The organism is Enterobacter sp. A8 (assembly GCF_004296595.1).
GTDB lineage: Bacteria > Pseudomonadota > Gammaproteobacteria > Enterobacterales > Enterobacteriaceae > Enterobacter > Enterobacter cloacae.
The window spans coordinates 944,413-969,058 of the sequence record NZ_SCMF01000001.1 but is presented as its reverse complement, the minus strand read 5'-3'; the positions used below and the strand labels follow the sequence as shown (position 1 = coordinate 969,058).

Genomic DNA, 24,646 nt, shown 5'->3' with positions numbered 1-24,646 from the left:
CGCAGGGTTAAAAGCGGGCGTTAATGGCCGTTTTAATTTCATCAAGCAGCTCAAAGCGGCGGCGATATTCTGCCCGTTTCTTACTGGCAATCTCGTCCAGGGATTTACGCGCCATCTCAAGTGGCAACTGCCAGCAGAAGGTCGAGCGTTTCTTACCGTCCAGGGTTTCCCAAAACTCATCGTAGCTGGCGTGGAAATGACGGCCTTTGCTCAGGCGATAACGCAACGCGCGGAAAACATGGCCCTCATCACTGACGGCATAGATGGCGCGGATGTTTGACTGTGCGACCAGCTGGAAAATCACTTCCATCAGTACGCGTTTTGGGAACAGACCGTGGCAGGCGCGGGTAGCCTGTTTTATCACATCGCGCGTGACGCCACGGCGAGGCCCCTGAAGACCGCCGATCACCAGTACCCGTTGTCCCGCGCTGTGCGCAACAGTGAAGGTCAGGCTTGCGAGTAAGGTATTCTCGTCATCGCGCAGCCACAGTGTGCTTTCACCTTCGCGCTCGGCTTTGTGAGCGGAGGAGGCGTTGACGGTATAGAGCACCTCATTTTTAGCCCTGAACTGCACGACAGGTTGCTCCTGAGGGCTGGTCAGCGCATGGGCGAGTAAGGGGTCTTTCAGACCATCAATCCAGTGGTAGTGGCTGACGATCGCGTCAGCACGGTCGCCGGCATTCAGGCCGCGCATCAAGTACTGGCGGTGGGTTTTACTGGGTAACGTGATTTGCGCGGCCAGCAGTCGCTCAAAGTCATCCCGGCCAGAGAGTGCCTCAAGCATGCGTCGGGTAGAAGACCAGAACAGAAGCGAGCGTAACAGGAATTTCAGCCGATACTCACGCTTTTTCCAGATGGGGCCCGGAACGCATCTTCCGTTGACCAGGTCGGAAATAATATGTGTACGATGCGGATAGAGCACATCGTTATGCATGTGAGTATTGGACACGTTGAAACCTCTCTTTTATTTAGCGCTTATTTTAAAGGCCCGATAAAAAGGGATTAATAGCGCGGGAAGGTTTATTTCCGTTTGGTTTAGCGTTTGTTTGGCTTTGTGATGCCCGGCGCTGATATTTGCATTTTCTGATGCGGCTATACTTATTCAGGGAGGCCTTATGTCTCAGCGAATCGATGGTGGAAAGTGGCGTCACGTCTGGGTTGTGAGCGATATACACGGTTGCTATCAGTGGCTCTTGGACGAACTGAAACGCCGCCGTTTTAATCCTTATGAGGATTTGCTGATCTCCGTTGGGGATTTGATTGATCGTGGCCCTGACAGCGTTAAGTGCCTGCAACTGATCAATGAAAAATGGTTTCGCGCAGTCCGGGGGAACCATGAGCAAATGGCAATCGACAGCGTGGAAAATAACGACGTTGCGCTCTGGTTGATGAATGGTGGAAGCTGGTTTTCGCAGCTTGGTGATTCGCAACAGCAGCAGGCGCTGACCCTGTTAGAAGCGTGCCGACAGTTGCCGCTGATTATTGAGATAACCTGCACAAACGGCCTGAATGTTATTGCTCATGCTGACTATCCGGCAGCGGAATATCGCTGGCAGCAGCCGGTGAGCGCTGAGCGGGTGCTGTGGGATCGGGATCGGCTAATGGGGTTTATGGCAGGAAAAGGGCAGGGAATTCGCGGAGCGGATCACTTCTGGTTTGGTCATACGCCGCTGGATAAGCGATATGATTTTGACAACCTGCACTACATTGATACCGGCGCGGTGTTTGACGGCTATTTCACGCTGGCGCAGCTGCAGTAATAAATAACCCGCCTTCGGGCGGGTTCTCTCTGGTCAGGCAAGACGCATGACCCAGGCATCGGTTTTACTATCGTAATGCTCGCGGTAAAGGACGGAATGTTCGCCATCAAGGATTGCCGGAACGCTGGTGTCGGCATCCCAGGCATCCAGTTGCATACACAAATCCGGGTCGGATTTGCAGGGAATACTTAACGTTCGTTCGCCCTGTGTTTCGCCGCGCAATTCTGCGTCGTCGATTTCAAAAGCGCCAATTCGCACGCTGGTTTTCGTCATAATGCTCTCCGGGTGTGTTGTCAAAATCTGGTATGACCAGTACAGCCATCCATTTTTGATCGTAGACAAGGAGAGCAAAATCGCCAGTAAAAAAGTGCGCTTTTTTTAGTCGGCGCGATCGTTACCGGTAAACAGGCGACCATCGCGCACCAGTTCGCGTGGATAGCTGTTTTTCAGACGCGAACCCACTTTCTTTGCCAGTCCCAGCGGGTATCCCTGGTACGTCACCACAACGTCATCCTGAGAAGGGGCCGTTTCCGGATACACATCGCGCCCCCGGTACCACTCTTCAGCTTCCTGATGCGTCAACGCGAAGGTGTTAGCCGTGCCGGCAAGGGCAATGACCGCCTCGTGCTGCCAGCGATAGCCCTTGTTATGCACTTCCGCCAGGCGGATCCCGATTCGGGAAAAACGAACTTTGCCGATAAGCGGTTCGATGTTCGCCGGGAAAAGCCAAATCTCTTTATCGCGCTGCCAGAGGTGAAGATCGTCATTCCAGTTCAGTCCGGCTATGCGGGCTGCGGTGGTGACCTGCTCTGCTTCACGGCTCTTCAGCGGTGTGAAGGGGAAATTACCGACCTTAAATGTTGGCGCGGGCAGTGGTGCGATGGCGGCAGTTTTACGCAGACGGGCGACAAAAAAACCTTCGCAGTCATAAATCTGCGGGAATACGTGGAGGAAACCTTCCGGGGTGATGGCGTCTTCAGCAGAGGCAAATAAGTCATTCAGTGGCAGAAACTCAACCGCATCGGGGTATTGCGCTTTCAGCCACAGGCAGACGTCTTCGTTTTCATCACGGTTTAACGTGCAGGTGGAATAAACCAGCGTACCGCCTGGACGAAGGGCATGAAACGCGCTGTCGATCAGTTCGCGCTGCGTTGCGGCAATGTCGAGGTTGCTTTCAACTGACCAGTTTTTTAGCGCATCGGGATCTTTGCGTACCACGCCTTCACCGGAGCAGGGGGCGTCCAGCAGGATGGCGTCAAACGCTTCCGGCAGGGCGGCGCCAAACACGCGTCCGTCGAAATGCGTCAGGGCAACATTCTGAATGCCGCAGCGGCTGATGTTGGCATGCAGCACCTTCACGCGGCTGGCTGAAAACTCATTGGCGAGAATGGCCCCGCGGTTAGCCATGCGGGCGGCAATCTGCGTGGTTTTTGAACCGGGGGCGGCAGCCACATCCATGACCCGTTCAGGCGCGTTGCCATCGGCAAACAGCGCAGCAACCGGCAGCATTGAGCTGGCTTCCTGAATATAAAACAGACCGCTCAAATGCTCGGCGGTACTGCCCAGCGGCAGTGACGCTTCGTCCTCCCGTTCGATCCAGAAACCCTCTTCACACCACGGCACGGGCGTGAGCTGCCAGTGGTAAGGTGATACCAGCGCAAGGAAATCCGCGACGCTGATTTTCAGCGTGTTGACGCGAATACTCCGGCGTAACGGTCGCTGACAGGCGGCGATAAAATCGTCTAACGAGAGGTGAGAAGGAAGCGCCTCGCGCATCTGCGCCAGGAATTGTTCAGGAAGATATACGGAGTTTTGAGCCACGGGCACACCACAGGGAAAAGTTCAGGTGCGCAGTGTAACATAAAGGCTCCGGCGCGTTGACACCGGAGCCCTGAGATTAACGCGGCAGGGCGGTTCCCCACTCACGCCACTCTTTAGGTTCGCTTTCGAGCAGCAGGAAGTGTTTGCCCGGCTGTGCTTTCGGCGCCAGCGGTGTACCCGGCGGCGTGGCGAAAGCAATACCGCCGCGAATAAACTGGTTGAACGTACCGGTTTTCACCACGCCGCCCGTCAGGCCGAAGTCCAGCGAATAGCCAGAGGCCAGCCAGAACACCGAGTTATTCCGCACCAGATGCTGGTAACGATCGCTGATGCGTAACGCCACCATCACGCGGTCGGAGAGCGTCCCGAGCGTCAGGCCGGTCACCGTTCCTACTTCAATACCGCGGAACAGGACTGGCGTGCCGATGCTAAGCGAGCCGGCTTCCGGTACCTCCACCACAATGCTCAGACCATCAAGATAGCGCGAGTCGGTGATGGTGGCTTCCTGCAGTTCAAAATCACGACGCGCGTTGCCACGGCCAGGCTCGACGTTGATATACGGCTGCAGAATGGTGTCGAGATGTTCAACGCCCGCGGCCGAGATCTGCGGCGTCACCACGGAGAAACGCGTGCCTGAACGGGCGAACGTCTGCACATATTCCGGATAAAGCACCGCGGTGGCCTGCACTTCATTGCGGGCGGTGATCAGCGTCAGCTTCTGGATCTGTCCGATATCAATGCCCAGGTAGCGGATAGGCATTCCTTCCGCCAGCTTTCCGGCATCGAAGGCGTGCAGGGTAATCTGCCCGCCAACCGCACGTGCAGCGGTTTCAGACGGGAAGAGGATACGCTTGTCACCCTTGCGCATATTGCCGCCCGCGCCGGGCAGATTATCGAAGCTGATCGCTCCGCGCAGCGCGCGCGAGAGCGGGGAGGCCTGCACGGTCAGCCCGCTACCGTTAAGCTGAACTTTTGCGCCACCTTCTGCCCAGAAGACGCTGTTCGGGGTAAGCAGTTTGCGATACTCCGGCTTGATGTGCAGTTCAATATCAAAGGCGTCTGCACGAGGGCGAACGGTGATGACCTCCCCAACTTCAAATTTGCGATACAGCACGACCGAGCCTGCCTGAACGTCCGGCAGCGTTTCCGCACTTAATGTCAGCGTGGTGGTCGGCAGATCGCTCATGCTGTTTTCAATCGCTTTATCCAGATTGGCATACAGCGGATAGCTGTCGCGAACGGGACCTTTGCTTCCCGGCAGGATGCGGATCCCGCCGTTCACCCACTCGCTCGCACTGGCTCCGAGGAATTCAACGCCGTCCAGCCCGACCTTCACGTCTACGCGGCTGTTAACCACGAATTTGCTGTCGCCATGCACCAGATTGCTGTATTGCGGATCGATTGCAGCGGAGAAGCTCACACCGTTTCCCGACAGCGACCGCTCCAGCACCTGACCTACCTGTACACCGTGTAAGATCAGCGGCTGACCGGCTTCGATACCGTAACTTTCCGGCGCGTTCAGTGTTATTGTCACCACGCCGGGTTTTTGCAGCAGGGCTTTATCCGCCGGGGCAACCACAAAGGTGTTGCTGGGCTGGCCTTCGCCGGGGATCAACTCGAAGGTACTGCCTGTCAGGAGGCTGCTGATGCTGGCATCACTCAGGGACAGTTTCGGGCTGCGCATTTCGATACGCGTTTTTTCGCGCAGAAGATCTACCACGCTTGGGTCAACCGTCATCTCCCCGGTTACGGAACCGCCCGGATTGAGCGTCATTTTGGTGAGCTGACCGACCTCCAGACCCTGATACATCAGCGGCGTAGAACCGGCTTTTAACCCTTTGGCATCGGGCAGGGCAAGTTTGACGATCACGCCACGCTGGCTGTGCGCCAGGTCGGCATACAGACCGAACGTGTCATCTGCGGCGGCAGGGCTGGAATTTTCCGGGGAGTCAAAGGCAATGGCACCATTGACCAGCGCGGCCAGACTTTCAAGCTTCACTTTCGCACCGCTGAGGCTTAGGTCAGCATCCACGCCGGAAACGTTCCAGAAACGGCTGCCTTTTTTCACCAGATTGGTAAAGCGACGCTCGATTAACACATCGATAGTTACCCCCTGCTTGTTGGGGTTGATGGCGTAATCGTACACCCGGCCCACCGGGATTTTACGGAAGTACACCAGCGAGCCGCTGTTAAGTGACCCCAAGTCCGGCGCCTGCAGGTGGATCATCAGATCGCCGTTATTGAGACGATATTTGGGCTGCGTATCAAGCGCCACAAAGTGATCCTGTGGCTCACCTTTACCCGGCATCATGCCGATATAGTTCCCGCCAACCAGCGCATCCAGACCGGACACCCCCGCCAGAGAGGCCTTAGGCGTTACCAGCCAGAACTGTGTTTCGCTGCGCAGCGCGTCCTGCATATCGGATTTGATGCTGGCCCGCACCTGAATCTTATTCAGCCCTTTTCCAAGGGAGATATCCTGGACGGTACCGACTTCCACCCCCTGGAAACGCACCGGGGTACGTCCGGCCACAATGCCGTCGGCAGACTGGAAATCAATGGTGATGGTACTTCCGCGATCTTCATAGCTCGTCCAGATAAGCCAGCCTGCAATCATCAGGGCGATGACAGGTAGCAACCAGAATGGCGAAATGCGGCGTTTTGTTTTAATTCTCGCTTCAGTCGGCGAAGCGGGGGTTTCCTGACTCATGTGCATCCCAAAGTAAGCGGCTATCCAGCCATTCCACAGCAAGAATAGTCAATATCACCGCAGAGCCGAAATAAAAAGCTGCGGGTCCCATTGTAAAAGCAAGTAGCTGGTCGCGGTTAATCAGCGACATCATCAACGAAATCACGAACAGATCCAACATCGACCAGCGGCCAATCCAGGTAACGAAGCGCAGGAGCAGGATACGGGTACGTAAGCCTTGCTCACATTTAAAGTGAATGCTGATGAGCAGGGTAAACATCACCACCACTTTGGTAAACGGCACCAGAATACTGGCGATAAACACAATTGCCGCCACGCCAATATTACTGTGCGCAAGGGAGATAATGCCCGAGAGGATGGTATCCTCCTGCCGCCCGCCATTCACGTAAATAATCGATATCGGCAACATGTTGGCAGGAAGCAGGAATATCAACGAGGCGATGAGGGCGGCCCAGCATTTTTGCAGGCTATTGTTGCGCCGCAGTCGCAAGGGAATATGGCAGCGTGGGCAGCGGCCGCGCGCATCGGGCAGCCCGGTGTAGTGGCAGCCCAGACAGACCCGGAGATTCTCGTCCGGGCGCGTGGCGGGGCGCTGCGGGTAAAATCGCTCCCAGAGCTGCTCAACGTTGAGATGGATCAGCGTCAGGATACTGAGCAATACCAGACAGATAAAAGCAAAGAGGCCGACACCCGGTTGCAGAAACGCGTAGTCTTGCACTTTTATGGAGGCCACGCCAACACCCACCAGATAGATATCCAGCATCACCCACTCTTTGAGTTTATCGAGCATCAGCAACACCGGGCGCAGGTTCATGCCGAGAATATTACCGAACCAGAGATACGCAATGGCGGCGACTAGCACCAGCGGTGCACCAACGGTACAGAAAAGCACCATGGCTGCGGTCACCGGATCGCCCTGGCGCGTCATCTGCCAGATCCCCTGCAGCACGTTGGCATCGATGCGCACGCCGAGCAGGTAGAGCTTCAGCAGCGGCTCGCTCCAGGCAAAGGGCATCAACAGCAGCATGGTGACCGCCATGGCGGCGAGACGGGTTAATGACCAGTCGCGGCCGTCACGAATTTTGGCGTCGCAGCGGGGACAAAAGGCGCTTTGGTGCGATTTCATCTTCGGCAACATAAAAAGCGTATCGCACTGGGGGCAACGCTGATAATGTGCACGAGGCAAAGCTGCGCTTACCGTATGGACAGTTATCTTTTTTGTCGGCGTGATTTTGGTTGTTTTTAAGGCCATCAGTTGCGCACAAATAGGTATTGTTGAAAGTTATAATAACTCATGAATGGATTCATCTTGAGCATGAGCGCATTAAATGCTTATTTTAATAGGCTATGCGGTAATTTTGTAAGACAACTAAGTGATTGAAGAATGAACAAAACAGAATTCTACGCGGATCTGAACCGCGATTTTAAGGCATTGATGGCGGGTGAAACCAGCTTCTTAGCCACTCTGGCAAATACTAGCGCATTGCTGTTTGAACGTCTCTCTGACGTGAACTGGGCCGGTTTTTATCTTCTGGAAGGTGAAACGCTGGTGCTGGGGCCGTTCCAGGGCAAACTGGCCTGCGTGCGCATTCCGGTCGGCCGGGGTGTCTGCGGCACGGCAGTCGCCGAGAATCAGGTACAGCGTGTGGAAGATGTGCATGCGTTTGACGGGCATATTGCCTGTGATGCCGCCAGTAATTCTGAAATCGTGCTGCCGCTGGTGGTAAAAAATCAGATTATTGGCGTTCTGGACATCGACAGTACGGTCTTCAGTCGCTTTACAATCGAGGACGAACAGGGGCTGCGCGAGCTGGTGGCGAATCTGGAAAACGTTCTTACAGCAACCGATTATCAAAAATTCTTTGCGAGCGTCGCAGGATAATCAACGGATAACGTAGCATTTACTGATAGCGTCATTATAATGACGCCTGTTCATGCCTGCGCTTGTTGGCAACGTCCGTTGTAATCAGGAAATTTCATGGAAAATCAACCTAAGTTGAATAGCAGTAAAGAAGTTATCGCATTTCTGGCCGAGCGTTTCCCACAGTGCTTCAGCGCTGAAGGCGAAGCTCGTCCCCTGAAAGTCGGTATTTTTCAGGATCTGGTAGCACGCGTTGAGGGGGAAATGAACCTCAGCAAAACTCAGCTGCGTTCCGCCTTACGTCTTTATACTTCGAGCTGGCGCTACCTGTACGGTATCAAACCGGGCGCGACTCGCGTGGATCTTGACGGCAACCCATGTGGTGAGCTGGACGAGCAGCACGTCGAGCATGCGCGTAAGCAGCTTGAAGAAGCCAAAGCACGCGTTCAGGCACAACGTGCAGAACAGCAGGCGAAAAAACGTGAAGCCGCTGCGGCAAACGGCCAGGAAGAAGCGCCTCGTCGTGAGCGTAAACCGCGTCCTGCACCGCGTCGCAACGAAAATAACGATCGCAAACCGCGTGCTGACAAACCAGCAGCTAAAGCCCCGCGCGCGCCTCGTGAAGAGCAGCGCCACACTCCGGTTTCAGACATCAACGCCCTGAGCGTCGGTCAGGCACTGAAGGTAAAAGCGGGTAACAATGCAATGGACGCCACCGTTATGGAAATCACCAAAGATGGCGTTCGTGTACAGCTGACTTCTGGTATGTCAATGATTGTACGCGCAGAACACTTGTTGTTCTGAAACGGAGGCCAAGCCTGGCATGAACACTTTTTTTAAGCTCACCGCGCTGGCCGGCCTGTTTGCCATAACAGGCCATGCTTTCGCAGTGGACGATATTACGCGTGTTGATCAAATTCCGGTTCTCAAGGAAGAGACGCAGCACGCGACGGTGAGCGAGCGTGTAACGTCACGCTTCACCCGTTCGCACTATCGTCAGTTCGATCTCGATCAGGCCTTTTCGGCCAAAATCTTCGACCGCTATCTGAACTTGCTGGATTACAGCCATAACGTACTGCTCGCCAGCGATGTCGAGCAGTTCGCCAAACGTAAATCCGACGTCGGTGATGAGCTGCGTTCCGGCAAGCTGGATCTGTTCTACGATCTGTATAACCTGGCACAAAAGCGCCGCTTTGAACGTTATCAATATGCGCTGAAAGTGCTGGAACGTCCGATGGACTTCACCGGCAATGACACCTTTAATCTGGACCGCAGTAAAGCGCCCTGGCCGAAAGACGAAGCCGAGCTGAACGCCCTGTGGGACAGCAAAGTGAAGTACGACGAACTGAGTCTCAAGCTCACTGGCAAAGATGAGAAAGAGATCCGTGACACGCTGACGCGCCGTTACAAGTTTGCCATTCGTCGTCTGGCACAAACCAACAGCGAAGATGTTTTCTCGCTGGCAATGACTGCCTTTGCCCACGAAATCGATCCGCATACGAACTATCTCTCCCCGCGTAACACCGAACAGTTCAATACCGAAATGAGCCTTTCTCTGGAAGGTATCGGCGCGGTGCTGCAGATGGACGACGATTACACGGTGATCAACTCCATGGTTGCGGGTGGCCCGGCATCAAAAAGCAAAGCGATAAGCGTAGGCGATCGCATTGTCGGTGTAGGCCAAACCGGGCAGAACATGGTTGATGTCATCGGCTGGCGTCTGGACGATGTGGTTGCGCTGATCAAAGGTCCGAAAGGCAGCAAAGTTCGTCTTGAAATTCTGCCTGCCGGGAAAGGCACCAAAACCCGTATCGTTACCCTGACCCGTGAGCGTATTCGTCTTGAAGACCGCGCGGTGAAAATGTCGGTGAAAACCGTCGGTAAAGAGAAGGTGGGTGTACTTGATATCCCTGGCTTCTACGTAGGGCTGACCGATGACGTAAAAGTGCAGCTGCAGAAGCTTGAGAAGCAGAACGTCAGCAGCGTGATCATCGATCTGCGCAGCAACGGCGGTGGTGCACTGACAGAAGCTGTCTCTCTGTCTGGCCTGTTTATCCCGTCTGGCCCGGTCGTGCAGGTGCGCGATAACAACGGTAAAGTGCGTGAAGATGCCGACAATGATGGCGTGGTTTACTACAAAGGCCCGCTGGTAGTGCTGGTCGATCGCTTCAGTGCGTCAGCATCAGAAATCTTTGCCGCTGCAATGCAGGACTATGGTCGCGCGCTGATCGTGGGTGAGCCGACGTTCGGTAAAGGTACCGTCCAGCAGTATCGTTCCCTGAATCGTATTTACGATCAGATGCTGCGTCCGGAATGGCCTGCGCTGGGGTCTGTTCAGTACACCATTCAGAAATTCTATCGTGTGAACGGCGGCAGTACGCAGCGTAAGGGCGTGACGCCAGACATCATGATGCCGACAGGCACGGAAGAGACGGAAACCGGTGAGAAGTTTGAAGATAACGCGTTGCCGTGGGATAGCATCAATGCCGCGACTTACGTGAAAGCCGGTGATATGACCCAGTTTGGTCCGGAGCTACTGAAAGACCACAACGAACGCATCGCGAAAGATCCTGAATTCCAGTACATCATGAAGGACATTGCCCGCTTTAATGCCCTGAAAGAAAAACGGAATATTGTTTCTCTGAACTACGCTCAGCGTGAGAAAGAGAACAATGAGGATGACGCAACGCGTCTGGCGCGTATCAACGATCGCTTCAAACGTGAAGGTAAACCGTTGCTCAAGAAACTGGACGATCTGCCAAAAGATTACCAGGAGCCGGATCCGTACCTGGACGAGACGGTACATATCGCTCTTGACCTGGCGAAACTCGAAAAAGCCAGGCCCGCCGAGCAACCCGCTCCGGCAAAATAATCCCCAACAGGCACAAGAAATTGTGCCTGTTTCTTTTTGTTCTGCATCCTTCCGTCAGGCAGATTTCCAATTGTGTAAAGTTGTGTCTTTCTGGTGACTTACGCCCTTCGTATGCTTGAAAATAGCCACAATACCCATACGATGTGGGTAATCGCATAGTGCGTTTTGTTAAACTGAGGTTAAAAGAAAATTATGATGCGAATCGCGCTCTTCCTGCTCACCAACCTGGCGGTAATGGTGGTATTCGGGCTGGTGCTAAGCCTGACAGGAATTCAGTCGAGTAGCGTTCAGGGTCTGTTGATTATGGCGCTGCTGTTTGGTTTTGGTGGCTCTTTTATTTCACTTCTGATGTCGAAGTGGATGGCGCTGAAATCGGTAGGTGGTGAGGTCATTGAACAGCCGCGCAACGATATGGAGCAGTGGCTGATGAATACGGTGGCGCAGCAAGCTAAGCAGGCGGGGATCGCCATGCCGCAGGTTGCCATTTACCATGCGCCGGACATCAATGCCTTTGCTACGGGTGCCCGTCGCGATGCGTCGCTGGTTGCCGTAAGTACCGGGCTGCTGCAGAACATGAGCCGTGACGAAGCCGAAGCGGTTATCGCGCACGAGATCAGCCATATTGCGAACGGTGACATGGTAACCATGACGCTGATTCAGGGCGTGGTGAACACCTTTGTGATCTTTATTTCCCGTATTCTGGCGCAGATCGCCGCTGGCTTTATGGGTGGAAACCGCGATGAAGGTGAAGAGAGCAACGGTAACCCGCTGATCTACTTCGCGGTATCAATGGTTCTGGAACTGGTGTTCGGCATTCTGGCCAGCATCATCACCATGTGGTTCTCCCGTCACCGTGAATTCCATGCGGATGCCGGCTCTGCGAAACTGGTTGGTCGTGAGAAGATGATTGCTGCCCTGCAGCGTCTTAAAACCAGCTACGAGCCGCAGGAAGCAAACAGCATGATGGCATTCTGCATCAACGGTAAATCAAAATCGTTGAGCGAGCTGTTTATGTCTCACCCGCCGCTGGATAAACGTATTGAAGCGCTGCGCAGTGGGGAATACCTGAAGTAACGCTGAAGATGCAGTCTGAGCCGGGCGGAGGTAACTCCGCCCGGCTTTTTTTACGCCTGTACGCTGGGCTGCGTGACGCGCAGGCCGCTGACGATCGCGGCAAGTGTGGCAAGTGCGCCTGCGGTGAGGAGCGCAAGGTGATTACCATTCTGCCCGGCGAGGTTGAACATCAGGGCGACCAGTGCCGCACCGGTGCTTTGCCCCAGCAGGCGCGCGGTACCCAACATGCCACTGGCTCCTCCACTGCGGTGGCGCGGTGCGGAGGTGATAATGGTGTGGTTGTTCGGTGACTGGAACAGGCCAAAACCGGCACCGCAGAGGATCATACGCCAGATAATATCCAGATCCGTAGGTTGCGAGGGAAGCAGCGCCAGCGCAAACAGACCCGCCGCCATGACCGCCAGACCCAGCGCGCCCAGTAATCCGGCATGCACGCGCTCTATGAGATAACCTGCCAGCGGTGCCATCACCATCGTTGCCAGCGGCCATGGGGTCAGCAGCAGTCCAGTCTCCACTTCCGAACGTCCTATTACGCTCTGCAGGAAAAAGGGCAGAGAGACGAGGGCGAGCATCTGGGCGCAGAACGAACAGATGGAGGTGCATATTGAGAGCGAAAAAAGCGGAATACGCAGCAGATCCACCGGCAGTAACGGCACAGGCAAAGCGAGCTGGCGGCGAACAAAGAAGTAGCCAATGATCAGCAGAGCAGCAACCTCTGCAACGGTCAGCAGGAGTGATTGACCCTGCGCAAAGCCGCTCAGAGCCGTAATCAGCAGGCCAAAGGTCAGCGCATTCATCACCGCACTGGCGATATCAAAACGAGGCATGGTGCTTTTGGGGCCGTTCCCCGGCAGATAGCGCAGGGCAAAGAAGATGGCCACTATACCCAGCGGCACATTGATGGCGAACAGCCATTGCCATGAGGCGACAGACAGTATAGCCGCCGCAATGGTGGGCCCGGCGGCTGAGGATACCGCCACAATAAAGGAGTTTATTCCCATTCCGCGCCCCAAATGGCGCTGAGGATAAATTAAGCGAATCAACGCGGTATTAACGCTCATCAACGCCGCGCCGCCAAAACCCTGCGCAATGCGGGCCAGCGTCAGCATATGCAGCGAATCAGAGAGGGCGCAGAACAGTGAGGTTAAGGTAAACACAGCCAGACCGCACTGATACACCCGCCGGTAGCCGAACATATCACCAAGAAACGAGAACGAGAGCAGTGAGATCACGATCGCTATCTGATAAGCGTTAACTATCCAGATTGAGCTGGCGGGTGAGGCATGCAGATCGCTGGCAATGGTAGGCAGGGCAACATTGGCAATCGCGCCGTCGAGCACGGCCATTGAAATACCGATGATAATCGTAGCGATAGCGCCATACCGCTGGGGTAAAGGCAGGCCATCGGACAGTTTTTTTTCCATGTGGGATGAATAGCTCAGTGTGAAATTATTCTCAGGGTAACTATTTTAGCACTGTTACAACCGCTTTATGTCGCAGATTTGTAACGAAGTAAACGCGGATTGATTGCAGCAGGCATGACGGGAATTTATAATAAAAACCGGTTCTGATTTTTATAAAACACTCTCTATGAGGTGATGAATGGCAATTGCAGATTTGGATAAACAACCCGATTCTGTTTCTTCCGTGCTGAAGGTGTTTGGCATCCTGCAGGCGCTCGGAGAAGAGCGTGAAATTGGTATTACAGAATTGTCGCAGCGTGTGATGATGTCGAAAAGCACCGTTTATCGCTTTTTGCAAACCATGAAGTCACTGGGGTATGTCGCGCAGGAAGGCGAGTCTGAAAAATATTCTCTGACGCTGAAACTGTTCGAATTAGGTGCCCGTGCGCTGCAAAACGTTGACCTGGTGCGTAGTGCAGATATCCAGATGCGTGAGCTCTCTCGTCTGACCAAAGAAACCATTCACCTGGGTGCTCTGGATGAAGACAGCATTGTTTACATCCATAAAATTGACTCAATGTATAACTTGCGCATGTACTCTCGCATCGGGCGTCGCAATCCGTTATACAGCACGGCTATCGGCAAAGTTCTGCTGGCCTGGCGCGACCGTGAAGAAGTGAAGCAGATTCTGGATGGGGTGGAGTACAAACGCAGTACCCAGCGTACCATCACCAGCACGGACGAACTGCTGACGGTGCTTGATAAGGTACGTGAGCAGGGCTATGGCGAAGATAACGAAGAGCAGGAAGAAGGGCTGCGCTGCATTGGTGTGCCGGTATTTGACCGCTTTGGTGTGGTGATTGCGGGTCTGAGTATCTCCTTCCCGACGCTGCGCTTCTCAGAAGAGCGTCTGCATGAGTATGTTGCTATTCTTCATACCGCCGCGCGTAAGATTTCTGAGCAGATGGGCTATAACGCGTATCCGTTTTAACCCCTCTCAGCATAAAAAACGCCGCAGACATTGCGGCGTTTTTTATCGGTCGTAAAAAAGGGTAATTAACCGTTATCAATGACGACAGAAGTTTTACGCAGAACCGGGCAGTTGGTTAAACCGATGATCCCGCTATCAGAATGCAGGTACTGGGCGGTGCTCATTCCCTGGGCAGTCAGGTATTTACACTGGATACCTAATCCAGCTGCGTTTTCGGTGCTCCCCACAAGCACGCCATATCCGGTTAATAAAAGGCCAATCCATACTACGGCCAGTGCAATAATTGTTCGAATGATTAAATGCATCATTGCCTCTTTATCTTTGTTGTCATGCCTCAAGACTAAACGGTTTACTCTATGAAACAAGTGCATGATTCTGAAAAGGGCTTACAGGCGTTACAGTTAGTCCTTGTTTAAGATAACCGTGATAACCTGTATGCAACAGGTGTTAAGACGGAGTGTGGAGTGAAAAAAATACGCTGGGTAATTCTGGTTATCGTGCTGATTGCATGCGTGGTGTTGTGGACGCAGACGATCAATGTGATGTGCGATCAGGATGTACAGTTTTTTAGCGGCGTTTGCGCAATCAATAAGTTTATTCCGTGGTAACAGGCATTTTTTCTTAAGGTGATTTCCTTCCTTCGCGCCAGTGGTAAAATGCGTGTTTTTATTGAGGTGGTGAAATGGGTGAGTTACTGAATTCAGGGCTGCTGAATATGGCATCCCTGATGGTTTCTGTCGTTGTTTTGCTGGTGGGACTTGTCATCTGGTTTTTCGTGAACCGTGCGAGCTCCCGGACGAACGAGCAGATCGAACTGCTGGAAGCGCTGCTCGATCAGCAAAAGCGTCAGAATGCGCTGTTACGCCGTCTCTGTGAGGCCAACGAACCGGAAGAGAAAGAGACGGCGAAAGAGGTGGCTGCGGAAGAGAGCGACGACAAAGACGACTTTATCCGTCTGGTGGCAGAGCGTTAATCTTTCTGACCTGGGAGGTGGTCGTGGTCTGGAAAAATCCCTGGTATGACGCCTCCCTGAAGCATCACACACCGAACGGTTTTCAGAATACCTGTCCCGTTGGGCATCAGCCCGGCGACCTTGAGCGCTGGCGTAAAGCGCGTAAAGAAGCCGGTTTGCCCAAACCTCCTGCGCTCGGTTATGACGACTTTATCCGCCAGTGGTGGCAGCCCGTGTCGCTTAATCAACCTCATGAAGATGGGGTATGGTGGCTGGGGCATGCGAGTATGCTGCTGCAAATGGACGGCAATACTCTTCTCACCGACCCGGTGTTTTCCCGACGCGCCTCTCCCGTACCGTTCCTGGGGCCCCTGCGCAGAACGCCTCCCGCTCTCTCTGTGGAACAACTCACGCAGCTTGATGCAGTGGTTATCTCCCACAATCATTACGATCACCTTGATGACGCGACCATTCGCCGTATCCTGAAGCGCTTTCCCGACGTCAGTTTCTTCGTGCCGTTAGGACTTGCACAATGGTTTCGCCGCCGGGGAGCAAGGCGCATCGTTGAGCTGGACTGGTGGCAGAGTATCACCTGGCAGGGGATAACCCTGACCGCCGTTCCGGCACAGCACTGGAGCATGCGAACACTCTGGAACCGCAATCGCTCTCTGTGGTGTGGCTGGGTCTTTGAGGGACGACACCGCCGTTTCTGGTTTAGCGGCGATACGGGTTACTCTCCGGAGCTGCTTTTGATCCCGGAACGATTGGGCAAGATCGACGCCGCCGCATTGCCAATTGGTGCCTATGCACCAAGATGGTTCATGGCGGTACACCATATGGATCCGCAATCTGCCGTCGCATTGTGGCAGCAACTGGGAAGTCCCTTAGCCTTTCCCATTCACTGGGGGGTGTTTGAACTAGCGGATGAATCACTGGATGAACCTATCAGAGAGTTAACTGACGCGCTTGTTAATTTAGCACCGGTTAATAATTCCTTCAGGATACTGAAAATTGGTGAATATTTATCCTTGTAAGCGAAGCGATGATTTGTTGCATATATTCTGCTATTAAAGCCACTATCTAATGTTTTATTTTTATCGAAACGTTTTGCTTGCCTTCTTTTGAGGCAGAGTCATAAAAATTTCATTATTTTGGTGCATAACGTTTTTATTATCTGGTGATTTTTAACACAGTTTGGCCGGGCTTATTAGCTGTGTATTTTCTTTGTAACAATACAGTTGCGTTACAATGATTTGAGCATAACTTTTCACAAAATGTTCTAAATCAATCACTGTTTCCGGCTTTCTTTCGTAGGTTGCTGGACGCATTGTAATGATTGAGCTATGTTAAAAAAGTCTTTGATTACAGCGGGTGTGAAAGCAACGTTGAGTCTGTATAAGGACGAGGACTGGTTTGTATGCGGTAAGCATAAATGTGCAAATCCTTACAGGCTGTGTTCGAATTTGTGCGGCGGATCGAGACATGTTTAAAAATGGCTTGCCATATTAAACATAGTGTGTGATAACACGTTTTGGGTCAAACGAGGTACAGTTCTGTTTATGTGTGGCATTTTCAGTAAAGAAGTCCTGAGTAAACACGTTGTCGTTGAATACCGCTTCTCTGCCGAACCTTATATTAGTGCCTCAAGCAGTAATGTCTCAGTTTTATCTCAGTCAATGCCTGCGGGCTAAGAAAACACTCTAAGGAATTTTGCAAATGGCAAAGATTAAAGGTCAAGTTAAGTGGTTCAACGAGTCTAAAGGTTTTGGTTTCATTACTCCTGCTGACGGCAGCAAAGACGTGTTCGTACACTTCTCTGCAATCCAGGGTAACGGCTTCAAAACTCTGGCTGAAGGCCAGAACGTTGAGTTCGAAATTCAGGACGGCCAGAAAGGCCCAGCTGCAGTTAACGTAACTGCTATCTGATCGAACCGCTGCTGACTGAAGCGCGTAGCACTTCAATCTCAGACATAAAGCCTCGCAAACGCGGGGCTTTTTTATATGCCTTATCTTTCAAAATATTACCATCCCTGTGTCTGTTAGTACCTTGTTGCAAAGCTACGAGATTATTAGCACTGTTTTCCCCCCTCCACAGCGGCTTTTCCCGTTAAATCAGGGCGTTGTTCAACAGCCCTGGGGTTCAGGTGAAGAAGAAAATGATACCGAGTGCCGGCAGTTTCACCCCGGCACGTTTTGCTCTGCTCTGTTTTGCTATTTTTTGCAGCCTGGCATTTTTACTGGGACGCGTTGCCTGGCTGCAGATTATTAAACCTGACAATCTGGTAAAACAGGAAGATATGCGATCGCTGCGTGAGGTGGCGATTGATGCACCGCGTGGCATGATCATGGACCGTGAAGGTCGTCCGCTGGCGGTGAGTGTGCCCGTCAGGGCCGTGTGGGCCGACCCCAAAACGGTGCTGGCAAAAGGTGGGGTTGGGTTTGATGACCGCTGGCAGGCGCTGGCCAGTGCGCTGCATCTCTCCCTTAGCACGCTGGCATCGCGCATTAACAGCAATCCACAGGGGCGCTTCATTTACCTTGCCCGTCAGGTGGATCCTGCTCAGGCGCAGTGGATCGATAAACTCAATTTGCCGGGCATCAACCTGCGCGATGAGTCCCGGCGTTTTTATCCGGCAGGTCATGTGGCCGCAAACCTTATCGGTTTTACCAATATTGATGGTCAGGGGATTGAAGGCGTAGAGAAGAGCTTCAACGCGCAGCTGATGGGGAAGGCCGGGGTCCGGCAGGTGAGGGAGGACCGCTATGGACGCGTGGTGGAAAACCTGACCGAAGTGGCGCCCGTTCCTGCGCATAATATCCAGTTGAGCATTGACGAGCGGCTGCAAACCATCACCGAGGACGCGCTTGATAATGCGGTGGCCTGGAATAAAGCCGAGTCGGGTGCATCGGTCCTGATCAATATCCCCACAGGGGAAATACTCGCCATGGCGAGCTATCCCGATTTCAACCCGAACAACCGTGAAGGTGCAACGTTAAACGATTTTCGTAATCGTGCCATTAGCGATACCTTCGAACCCGGCTCCACCGTTAAGCCGCTGGTTCTGATGACGGCATTGCAGCAGGGGCTGGTGCAACCGGACAGCGTCATTGATACCCATCCGTATACTCTTGACGGTCACCGTATCCGTGATGTGGGTTACTATCCGGAACTGACGATGACCGGGATCCTGCAAAAATCGAGCGACACCGGTGTTTCCCGTCTCTCTCTGGCGATGCCCATCCAGCATCTTATCGATACCTACCGGAACTTTGGCTTTGGCACCAATACCGGGCTGGGTTTAACGGGCGAAAGCTCAGGGTTACTGCCGCAGCGTAAATTCTGGAGTCAACTCGACAGGGCAACCTTTGCCTTCGGCTACGGCCTGATGGTGACGCCCCTTCAACTGGCCCATGTCTACGCCACCATTGGCGGGTATGGGCTTGAGCGCCCGCTCTCGATCACCCGTATCGACCCGCCGGTGATAGGCCACAGAGTCATGCCAGAAAAGATTGTCCATGAAGTGGAACACATGATGGAAAGCGTGGCGCTTCCGGGCGGTGGAGGAGTGAAGGCCGCCGTACGGGATTACCGGGTGGCGGTCAAAACCGGTACGGCGAAAAAGATTGATGACAGTGGCAAGTACGTCGATAAGTATGTCGCCTATACCGCAGGCGTTGCGCCTGCCAGCGACCCGCGTTTTGCGCTGGTGGTAGTCATAAACGATCCGCAGAACGGTGCCTATTATGGTGGTGCCGTTTCAGCGCCCGTTTTCAGTGAGATCATGGGGAATGTGCTGCGCCTGGAGAACGTGAAACCGGATGGCCTGCCGGCTGATTCCGGCCACCTTATCGTCATGCGTTAACCCTGGCGTTTTATAACGGGGCGAATAGCGGTACACTTCGCCCTTTGATTTATGCCCCGGAGTTGTCATGCCCTTCAGTTGCCCCCTTTGTCACGCGCGTCTGACGCGTTCTGAGAAAAGTTATGCGTGTCCGCAGGGACATCAGTTTGATATGGCGAAAGAGGGGTATGTGAATCTTCTGCCGGTGCAGCATAAACGCTCCCGCGATCCGGGCGACAGCGCAGAGATGATGCAGGCGCGACGTGCATTTCTGGATGCCGGACATTACAAGCCGCTAAGGGAGAGTGTCGCGCAGCTGCTGGACCACACGCTGACGCAGAGTGCCTCCGCTCTGCTGGATATCGGCTGTGGTGAAGGGTATTACACCGCAAGGTTTGCCGAGATTGCCGCCGGGAAGGGCGCGCAGACGACGGGTCTGGACGTGTCGAAAGCGGCGATCCGCGCAGCGGCAAAACGCTACGCGGGGGTGATGTTCTGCGTGGCCTCAAGCCACCGGCTGCCGTTTGAAGATGCCAGCATGGATGCCGTTGTGCGTATTTATGCTCCCTGTAAGGCAGAAGAGCTGGCCCGGGTGGTGAAACCCGGCGGGTGGGTGATAACCGTCACGCCAGGACCACGTCATCTGATGGAGCTGAAAGGGCTGATTTATGACGAGGTTCGCCTGCATGCTCCCCATTCAGAACAACTGGCTGGTTTTGTGCTCAGGCAGGAAGAAACCGTAGCATATGAGATGGATCTGACAGGGGATGAAGGCGTGGCGTTACTGCAAATGACGCCGTTTGCCTGGCGGGCAAAACCGGCTGTCCGGGAGACGCTGGCTGCACAGGCCACGTTTCGCTGCCAGACGGATTTCAGCATCCACTGCTGGCAGCGCGAAGGTTAACCCGCGAAGTGTGCCCAGAGTATCTGGGCACCAATACCGATTAACACGATCCCGCCCAGGATCTCGGCTCGCTTACCCAGCAGCGGGCCGATAAAACGGCCAACCATCATGCCCAGGGTGGACATAATCAGTGTGGCGCAACCAATGGCCAGCGCGGTGGCAATGATATTCACCTGCAGGAAGGCCAGACCAACACCGACGGCCATCGCGTCAAGGCTGGTGGCAATTGCGGTGGTGACCAGCAGCCAGAACCCGTGGCGGTGCTGAGGCTCTTCATCTTCATCGCTGTTGCCACGGAATCCTTCAATCACCATTCGTCCGCCGAGAAACACCAGCAGCACAAACGCAATCCAGTGGTTCCACTCCAGTACAAACTGGCTGGCCAGCATACCCAGGCCCCAGCCGATAAGCGGCGTCAGGGTTTCGATAGCACCGAAAATCAGACCTGTGCGCAGCGCTTCAGAAAATTTTGGTTTATGGAGTGTGGCACCTTTTCCGATGGAAGCAGCAAAAGCATCCATGGACATGCCGAAAGCGAGAAGAATGGTGGCGGAGATGTTCATACAAGCGTCCAGACCGGGAGAAATCCATATGACACATCACTGCCCCCAGTAAACAGCAGTTGATGTATCTATGGTCTCGCCTGACCGTCACACAATGATGTGCAGAAAACGATCCGTACGCGCCACGTTTTTCAACGAGTATGTTGACACGTACATTTCCTGAGTACAGGAAATTAGCTACTCCCCAACGACGGGCGCAACCTTAACATATTTTGAGAATATAAAACAACAACAGCGGGGGTATTATTTTATTATCTTGTTGATAACGATTTTCATTTAGATTTATTCGTAAAAATAGCGTTAAAAAATAGGAAGGATAAAAAGAATGGAATATAGCTATGGCTATATTTCGTGAGCAACGTTAACACGGAATATAGCCGATGCTATAAATATAACTTATTGAGTTTTAATGAGTAATTTGTATATCTTTTCCAGGTCATCTATATTTTTGACCCGAATGAGCAGGCGGCGCTGTTCTAATTGCATCACCAGCACCCCGTCTTCAGATAAATTCATCTCTTTAATGCGGTTATATTCTATCCAGACATTGGCAAAGAAGAACCCGTGTTTTTTAAAAATGAGTTTTGGCGAACGGATCCAGAACAGGTAAATCGCCATTAATGCCAGCGCACATAATAACCATGTGGTTAATATTGCACCATGGCTGGTCACGTTATTGTAAATCAGGATGACCACCAGCCCGGCGAAGATAAACGCATCAATGCGTCCACGGCGTAAGAGGGGAAGGGTCAGCAGCGTCTCGCCGTGGCGGCGAGGCATAATGAACTCGTCATAGATCGCGTAAGCCAGAAGGGCAACAATAAACAAAACCAGTACGGTGTCCGTGACAGTCATTCATCCTCCAGATAAAAAAACCGGGGGCAAGCCCCCGGCGTATAACATAAAGCTTTACAGGCCCAACAGACCGACAGCGTAGCCCGCGATACCGATGACGAAGAAGCCAACGATGATCCACAGCGGGTTCACTTTCTTACGCAGCAGCCACATACAGGCGAAGGTCAACAGCAGCGGCACCAGGCCAGGCATCAACTGGTCAAGGATGGTCTGCACGGTGGTCACACGGGTTTGCCCATCCTGTCCGGTGATGGTTGAAACCACCAGCGGGATGTTCACGTGCGTCCACTTGTTAACCAGCGCCCCCATCACAAACAGGCCGAGGATTGACGCCCCCTCTGTCAGTTTTTGCAGGAAGCCGCCGCCCATATCTTTAACGATATCCACCCCTTTACGGTAACCGTACGCCACGCCGTAGTAACGGGTCAGCAGACGCACCGCATTGAACAGGATGAAAAACAGCAGTGGACCGAGCAGGCTGCCGCTCATCGCGATACCCGCGCCCAGCGCTGCAAAGACCGGACGAACGGTACCCCAGAAGATCGGGTCACCTACGCCTGCCAGCGGACCCATCAGACCGACTTTAATACCGTTGATGGCACCATCGTCGATCTCTGCGCCGTTTGCACGCTGCTCTTCCATCGCCAGGGTAACGCCCAGTACCGGTGCCGCTACGTAAGGATGGGTGTTAAAGAATTCCAGGTGACGCTTAATCGCCTGGCGACGTGCTTCGTTGTTCTCCGGGTATAGGCGTTTGATCGCCGGTACCATGGAGAAGCAGAAGCCCAGGGCCTGCATACGTTCGAAGTTCCATGAACCCTGAAACAGGTTAGAACGGATGAACACGCCACGAATATCACCCGGAGTGAGTTTCTTCTCAGGGGTAGTTTTAGTCATATCAACCATTTCGCTCACCTGTTAGTCCAGTTCGTTATCGAGATCGTTATTACCAGCAGCCTGCGCTGGGGCACCCGCAACGCGGTTATATTTCGGGCTGAGCTGGATGTAGAGAATTGCCATTACCGCACCAATCACACCGAGAGCAACCAGGTTGAAGTTGGTGAACGCCGCGGTTACGAAGCCCAGGTAGAAGAATGGCATCAGGTAGCCTGCGCGCATCATGTTGATGACCATCGCATAACCAACCACCACGATCATACCCCCGGCGATGTTCAGACCGCTGGTGACCACTTCAGGGATGGCGTTGAGCATGCCCTGAACTTCGCTGGTGCCTACGGAGATAGCGACGATAACGGCAGGAATAGCGATACGCATCGCCTGCAGGAACAGGGACGAGACGTGGATCCAGGAGAGCGCCGTGAGGTTGCCGTTTTCGGCCGCCTTATCCGCCGCGTGCTGGAAAGCCACGGTGATAGTACGAACGATAATGGTCAGTACCTGGCCTGCGGCAGCCAGCGGAATTGCCAGAGCGATACCGGCACCGATGCTTTGATGACCGGCAATGACCAACACAGTTGAAATAATGGACGCCAGCGCGGCATCGGGCGCAACCGCCGCACCGATGTTCATCCAGCCAAGGGCGATCATTTCCAGGGTACCACCGATGATGATACCGGTTTTCATATCACCGAGAACGGCGCCAATCAACGTACAGGCCACCAGAGGGCGGTGGAACTGAAATTCATCAAGTACGGATTCCATACCCGCAATACACGCGACGATGAACACCAGCACAATCTGAAGAGTGGTAATCTCCATTGTACTTCTCCTATTGCATAATCTTTATGTGAAAAACCGGCGCGGGCTTATTTCCCAACTTTGCCGATCAAATCCATCATTTTCAGTTTCGGGTCCGTGGAAACCTTACGGGCTTCCAGTTCAATACCGCGAGCATTCAACTTGTTAAATGCCTCGATATCCTTCGCATCGACTGAAATCGCGTTGTTGACCTGCGTTTTGCCCTGACGGAAAGCCATACCACCAATGTTCACGGAGGTAATTTTCACGCCGCCTTCAACAATGCGTTCGACGTCTGTCGGGTTAGTGAACAGAAGCATCACGCGTTCACCGGCATATTTCGGGTTGTTATAGACGCGAATCATCTTGGCGACATCCACCACGTGCGCGGTAACGCCCGGAGGAGCAACCTGGGTGAGGAGGGTTTTACGCACCGTGTCGGCGGCCACTTCGTCGCTGACCACGATAATACGTTGAACGTTGGTCTCTTTAGTCCAGCGCGTTGCCACCTGGCCGTGAATTAAACGGTCATCGATGCGCGCAAGGCCAATCACCATATAATCGTTCGGGCCCATCGGTTTTGCGGGGGCAGCGGCTTTCGGTGCCGCGGCAGCCGCCGGTGCGGGTTTCTCAACCGGCTGTGCCTTCAGCGCTTTCACGCCTTCGCGACCGGTTTCGACCGCCAGGGCAACCAGCTCATCAAAAGCCGGATTGTCGTCGCGTGCCATGAAGGTTTCCACCAGCATCGGAATATTGACCCCGGCGACAACTTCATAGTGCTCTTTATCGACGACAATGCGGCTGGCAGCGTTGAACGGGCTGCCGCCCCATGTATCAACGAGAAACAGCACGCCTTTGCTGGTATCCAGCTTCGACAGTTGAGCCGTGTATTTCTCAATCAGCGTCTCGGCGTTTTCACCGGGAACGAAATCGATCCAGCCGACGTTTTCCTGCTCGCCCAACAGCATCTCTGCTGTTTTGAGTAGCTGCTCTGCAGCCCAACCATGTGTGCCTATGACAATAGCAATGGTCACTTGCTACCTCCTTTTATTATCATTAATACCTCTGCCAGGCAGACGTACTGAGAATCGTATTGGCGAACCGAATCGATTCAGATAAGGGTTAGAGTTAAAAAAGCTCAGACTTACGCGAATTATTTTAGATAGTGAAAAAATAATTTATGTGATGAAGATCCGTAATTTAGGTTTCGAAAATCAGAAATTACTCAACACAAATTCTGCCTTTTCACGTTTTTGCAAAGGAACGTAAATCTTTGCTAAAAACGTAATGTCTCTGATATGTTTAGCCTCCGTTTAATTGATCAGGAGTATAGGGCTACA

At 53.4% G+C, this 24,646-nt stretch carries 24 protein-coding genes and 1 pseudogene; 13 read left to right on the top strand and 12 right to left on the bottom strand.

Annotation, left to right across the window (positions count from 1 at the left end; all coding sequences use genetic code 11):
• Positions 1–7: 7 nt before the first annotated feature.
• Positions 8–949, bottom strand: coding sequence for a VirK/YbjX family protein (locus EQV24_RS04540; RefSeq protein ID WP_130626249.1), 942 nt, complete (start codon positions 947–949; stop codon positions 8–10).
• A 166-nt stretch (positions 950–1,115) separates the two neighbouring features.
• Here EQV24_RS04540 and pphA point away from each other — a divergent pair, with 166 nt between their 5' ends.
• Positions 1,116–1,760: a protein-serine/threonine phosphatase gene (pphA, locus tag EQV24_RS04535; protein WP_130626248.1), complete on the top strand. Its 645-nt coding sequence runs from the start codon at positions 1,116–1,118 to the stop codon at positions 1,758–1,760.
• A gap of 33 nt (positions 1,761–1,793) precedes the next feature.
• Here the strand turns inward: pphA and EQV24_RS04530 are convergent, their stop codons facing one another.
• The 4 genes from EQV24_RS04530 to yebS form a co-directional block, all read right to left on the bottom strand.
• Positions 1,794–2,033 carry a YebV family protein gene (locus EQV24_RS04530; RefSeq protein WP_013096113.1) on the bottom strand — a complete coding sequence of 80 codons (240 nt, stop codon included), beginning with the start codon at positions 2,031–2,033 and terminating at the stop codon, positions 1,794–1,796.
• Between the two features lie 105 nt (positions 2,034–2,138).
• On the bottom strand, positions 2,139–3,581 hold the full coding sequence (gene rsmF / locus EQV24_RS04525; RefSeq protein WP_058684089.1) for a 16S rRNA (cytosine(1407)-C(5))-methyltransferase RsmF: 1,443 nt from the start codon (positions 3,579–3,581) through the stop codon (positions 2,139–2,141).
• A 76-nt stretch (positions 3,582–3,657) separates the two neighbouring features.
• Positions 3,658–6,291, bottom strand: a complete 2,634-nt coding sequence (locus EQV24_RS04520) for a PqiB family protein (protein WP_165876005.1) — start codon at positions 6,289–6,291, stop codon at positions 3,658–3,660.
• Positions 6,260–7,543: a membrane integrity lipid transport subunit YebS gene (gene yebS / locus EQV24_RS04515; protein ID WP_038984489.1), complete on the bottom strand. Its 1,284-nt coding sequence runs from the start codon at positions 7,541–7,543 to the stop codon at positions 6,260–6,262. Before yebS ends, EQV24_RS04520 begins: the two co-directional genes overlap by 32 nt.
• A 132-nt stretch (positions 7,544–7,675) precedes the next feature.
• On the opposite strand from yebS, the gene EQV24_RS04510 reads away from it, so the two are divergent.
• The 4 genes from EQV24_RS04510 (at position 7,676) to htpX (ending at position 12,098) form a co-directional block, all read left to right on the top strand.
• Positions 7,676–8,173: a GAF domain-containing protein gene (locus EQV24_RS04510; RefSeq protein ID WP_130626246.1), complete on the top strand. Its 498-nt coding sequence runs from the start codon at positions 7,676–7,678 to the stop codon at positions 8,171–8,173.
• Positions 8,174–8,269: 96 nt separating this feature from the next.
• Positions 8,270–8,956, top strand: a complete 687-nt coding sequence (gene proQ / locus EQV24_RS04505) for an RNA chaperone ProQ (protein ID WP_023620460.1) — start codon at positions 8,270–8,272, stop codon at positions 8,954–8,956.
• Between the two features lie 19 nt (positions 8,957–8,975).
• On the top strand, positions 8,976–11,024 hold the full coding sequence (gene prc, locus EQV24_RS04500; RefSeq protein WP_013096119.1) for a carboxy terminal-processing peptidase: 2,049 nt from the start codon (positions 8,976–8,978) through the stop codon (positions 11,022–11,024).
• Between the two features lie 192 nt (positions 11,025–11,216).
• A complete protein-coding gene (gene htpX, locus EQV24_RS04495) occupies positions 11,217–12,098 on the top strand; it encodes a protease HtpX (protein WP_013096120.1) in 882 nt (293 codons plus the stop codon).
• A gap of 50 nt (positions 12,099–12,148) precedes the next feature.
• Here htpX and EQV24_RS04490 read toward each other — a convergent pair whose 3' ends face one another.
• Complete coding sequence (locus tag EQV24_RS04490) at positions 12,149–13,522, bottom strand: MFS transporter (RefSeq protein ID WP_038419904.1); 1,374 nt, start codon at positions 13,520–13,522, stop codon at positions 12,149–12,151.
• A gap of 178 nt (positions 13,523–13,700) precedes the next feature.
• Between EQV24_RS04490 and kdgR the strand changes: the two genes are divergently transcribed.
• Positions 13,701–14,492, top strand: a complete 792-nt coding sequence (gene kdgR, locus EQV24_RS04485) for a DNA-binding transcriptional regulator KdgR (protein WP_013096122.1) — start codon at positions 13,701–13,703, stop codon at positions 14,490–14,492.
• 65 nt (positions 14,493–14,557) lie between these two features.
• On the opposite strand, the gene EQV24_RS04480 is transcribed toward kdgR, so the two are convergent.
• On the bottom strand, positions 14,558–14,797 hold the full coding sequence (locus EQV24_RS04480; RefSeq protein ID WP_013096123.1) for a YobH family protein: 240 nt from the start codon (positions 14,795–14,797) through the stop codon (positions 14,558–14,560).
• 159 nt (positions 14,798–14,956) lie between these two features.
• On the opposite strand from EQV24_RS04480, the gene mgrB reads away from it, so the two are divergent.
• The 7 genes and pseudogenes from mgrB to rlmA all read left to right on the top strand — a co-directional run bounded on the left by mgrB (position 14,957) and on the right by rlmA (position 20,190).
• Positions 14,957–15,100, top strand: coding sequence for a PhoP/PhoQ regulator MgrB (mgrB, locus tag EQV24_RS04475; RefSeq protein WP_013096124.1), 144 nt, complete (start codon positions 14,957–14,959; stop codon positions 15,098–15,100).
• A 74-nt stretch (positions 15,101–15,174) separates the two neighbouring features.
• Positions 15,175–15,465 (top strand): YebO family protein, encoded by a 291-nt coding sequence (locus EQV24_RS04470; RefSeq protein ID WP_130626245.1) that lies wholly within the window; start codon positions 15,175–15,177, stop codon positions 15,463–15,465.
• A gap of 23 nt (positions 15,466–15,488) precedes the next feature.
• On the top strand, positions 15,489–16,478 hold the full coding sequence (locus EQV24_RS04465) for an MBL fold metallo-hydrolase (RefSeq protein ID WP_130626244.1): 990 nt from the start codon (positions 15,489–15,491) through the stop codon (positions 16,476–16,478).
• Between the two features lie 525 nt (positions 16,479–17,003).
• A pseudogene (locus EQV24_RS04460) lies at positions 17,004–17,148 on the top strand (DUF2627 domain-containing protein).
• 12 nt (positions 17,149–17,160) lie between these two features.
• Positions 17,161–17,370, top strand: coding sequence for a transcription antiterminator/RNA stability regulator CspE (gene cspE, locus EQV24_RS04455; protein ID WP_001062678.1), 210 nt, complete (start codon positions 17,161–17,163; stop codon positions 17,368–17,370).
• A 230-nt stretch (positions 17,371–17,600) separates the two neighbouring features.
• Positions 17,601–19,307: a peptidoglycan glycosyltransferase FtsI gene (gene ftsI / locus EQV24_RS04450; RefSeq protein ID WP_130626243.1), complete on the top strand. Its 1,707-nt coding sequence runs from the start codon at positions 17,601–17,603 to the stop codon at positions 19,305–19,307.
• 67 nt (positions 19,308–19,374) lie between these two features.
• A complete protein-coding gene (gene rlmA / locus EQV24_RS04445; RefSeq protein WP_130626242.1) occupies positions 19,375–20,190 on the top strand; it encodes a 23S rRNA (guanine(745)-N(1))-methyltransferase in 816 nt (271 codons plus the stop codon).
• On the opposite strand, the gene mntP is transcribed toward rlmA, so the two are convergent.
• From mntP to manX, 5 genes are all read right to left on the bottom strand, one after another.
• Positions 20,187–20,753 (bottom strand): manganese efflux pump MntP, encoded by a 567-nt coding sequence (gene mntP, locus EQV24_RS04440; RefSeq protein WP_013096130.1) that lies wholly within the window; start codon positions 20,751–20,753, stop codon positions 20,187–20,189. The two genes, rlmA and mntP, sit on opposite strands and share 4 nt — an antisense overlap.
• Before the next feature lie 396 nt (positions 20,754–21,149).
• Positions 21,150–21,608: a DUF986 family protein gene (locus EQV24_RS04435; RefSeq protein WP_013096131.1), complete on the bottom strand. Its 459-nt coding sequence runs from the start codon at positions 21,606–21,608 to the stop codon at positions 21,150–21,152.
• Between the two features lie 54 nt (positions 21,609–21,662).
• A complete protein-coding gene (locus EQV24_RS04430) occupies positions 21,663–22,514 on the bottom strand; it encodes a PTS mannose transporter subunit IID (RefSeq protein WP_006175979.1) in 852 nt (283 codons plus the stop codon).
• Positions 22,515–22,526: 12 nt separating this feature from the next.
• On the bottom strand, positions 22,527–23,327 hold the full coding sequence (gene manY / locus EQV24_RS04425) for a PTS mannose transporter subunit IIC (protein ID WP_003859914.1): 801 nt from the start codon (positions 23,325–23,327) through the stop codon (positions 22,527–22,529).
• 47 nt (positions 23,328–23,374) lie between these two features.
• Positions 23,375–24,340, bottom strand: coding sequence for a PTS mannose transporter subunit IIAB (gene manX / locus EQV24_RS04420; RefSeq protein WP_038419895.1), 966 nt, complete (start codon positions 24,338–24,340; stop codon positions 23,375–23,377).
• Positions 24,341–24,646 lie beyond the last annotated feature (306 nt).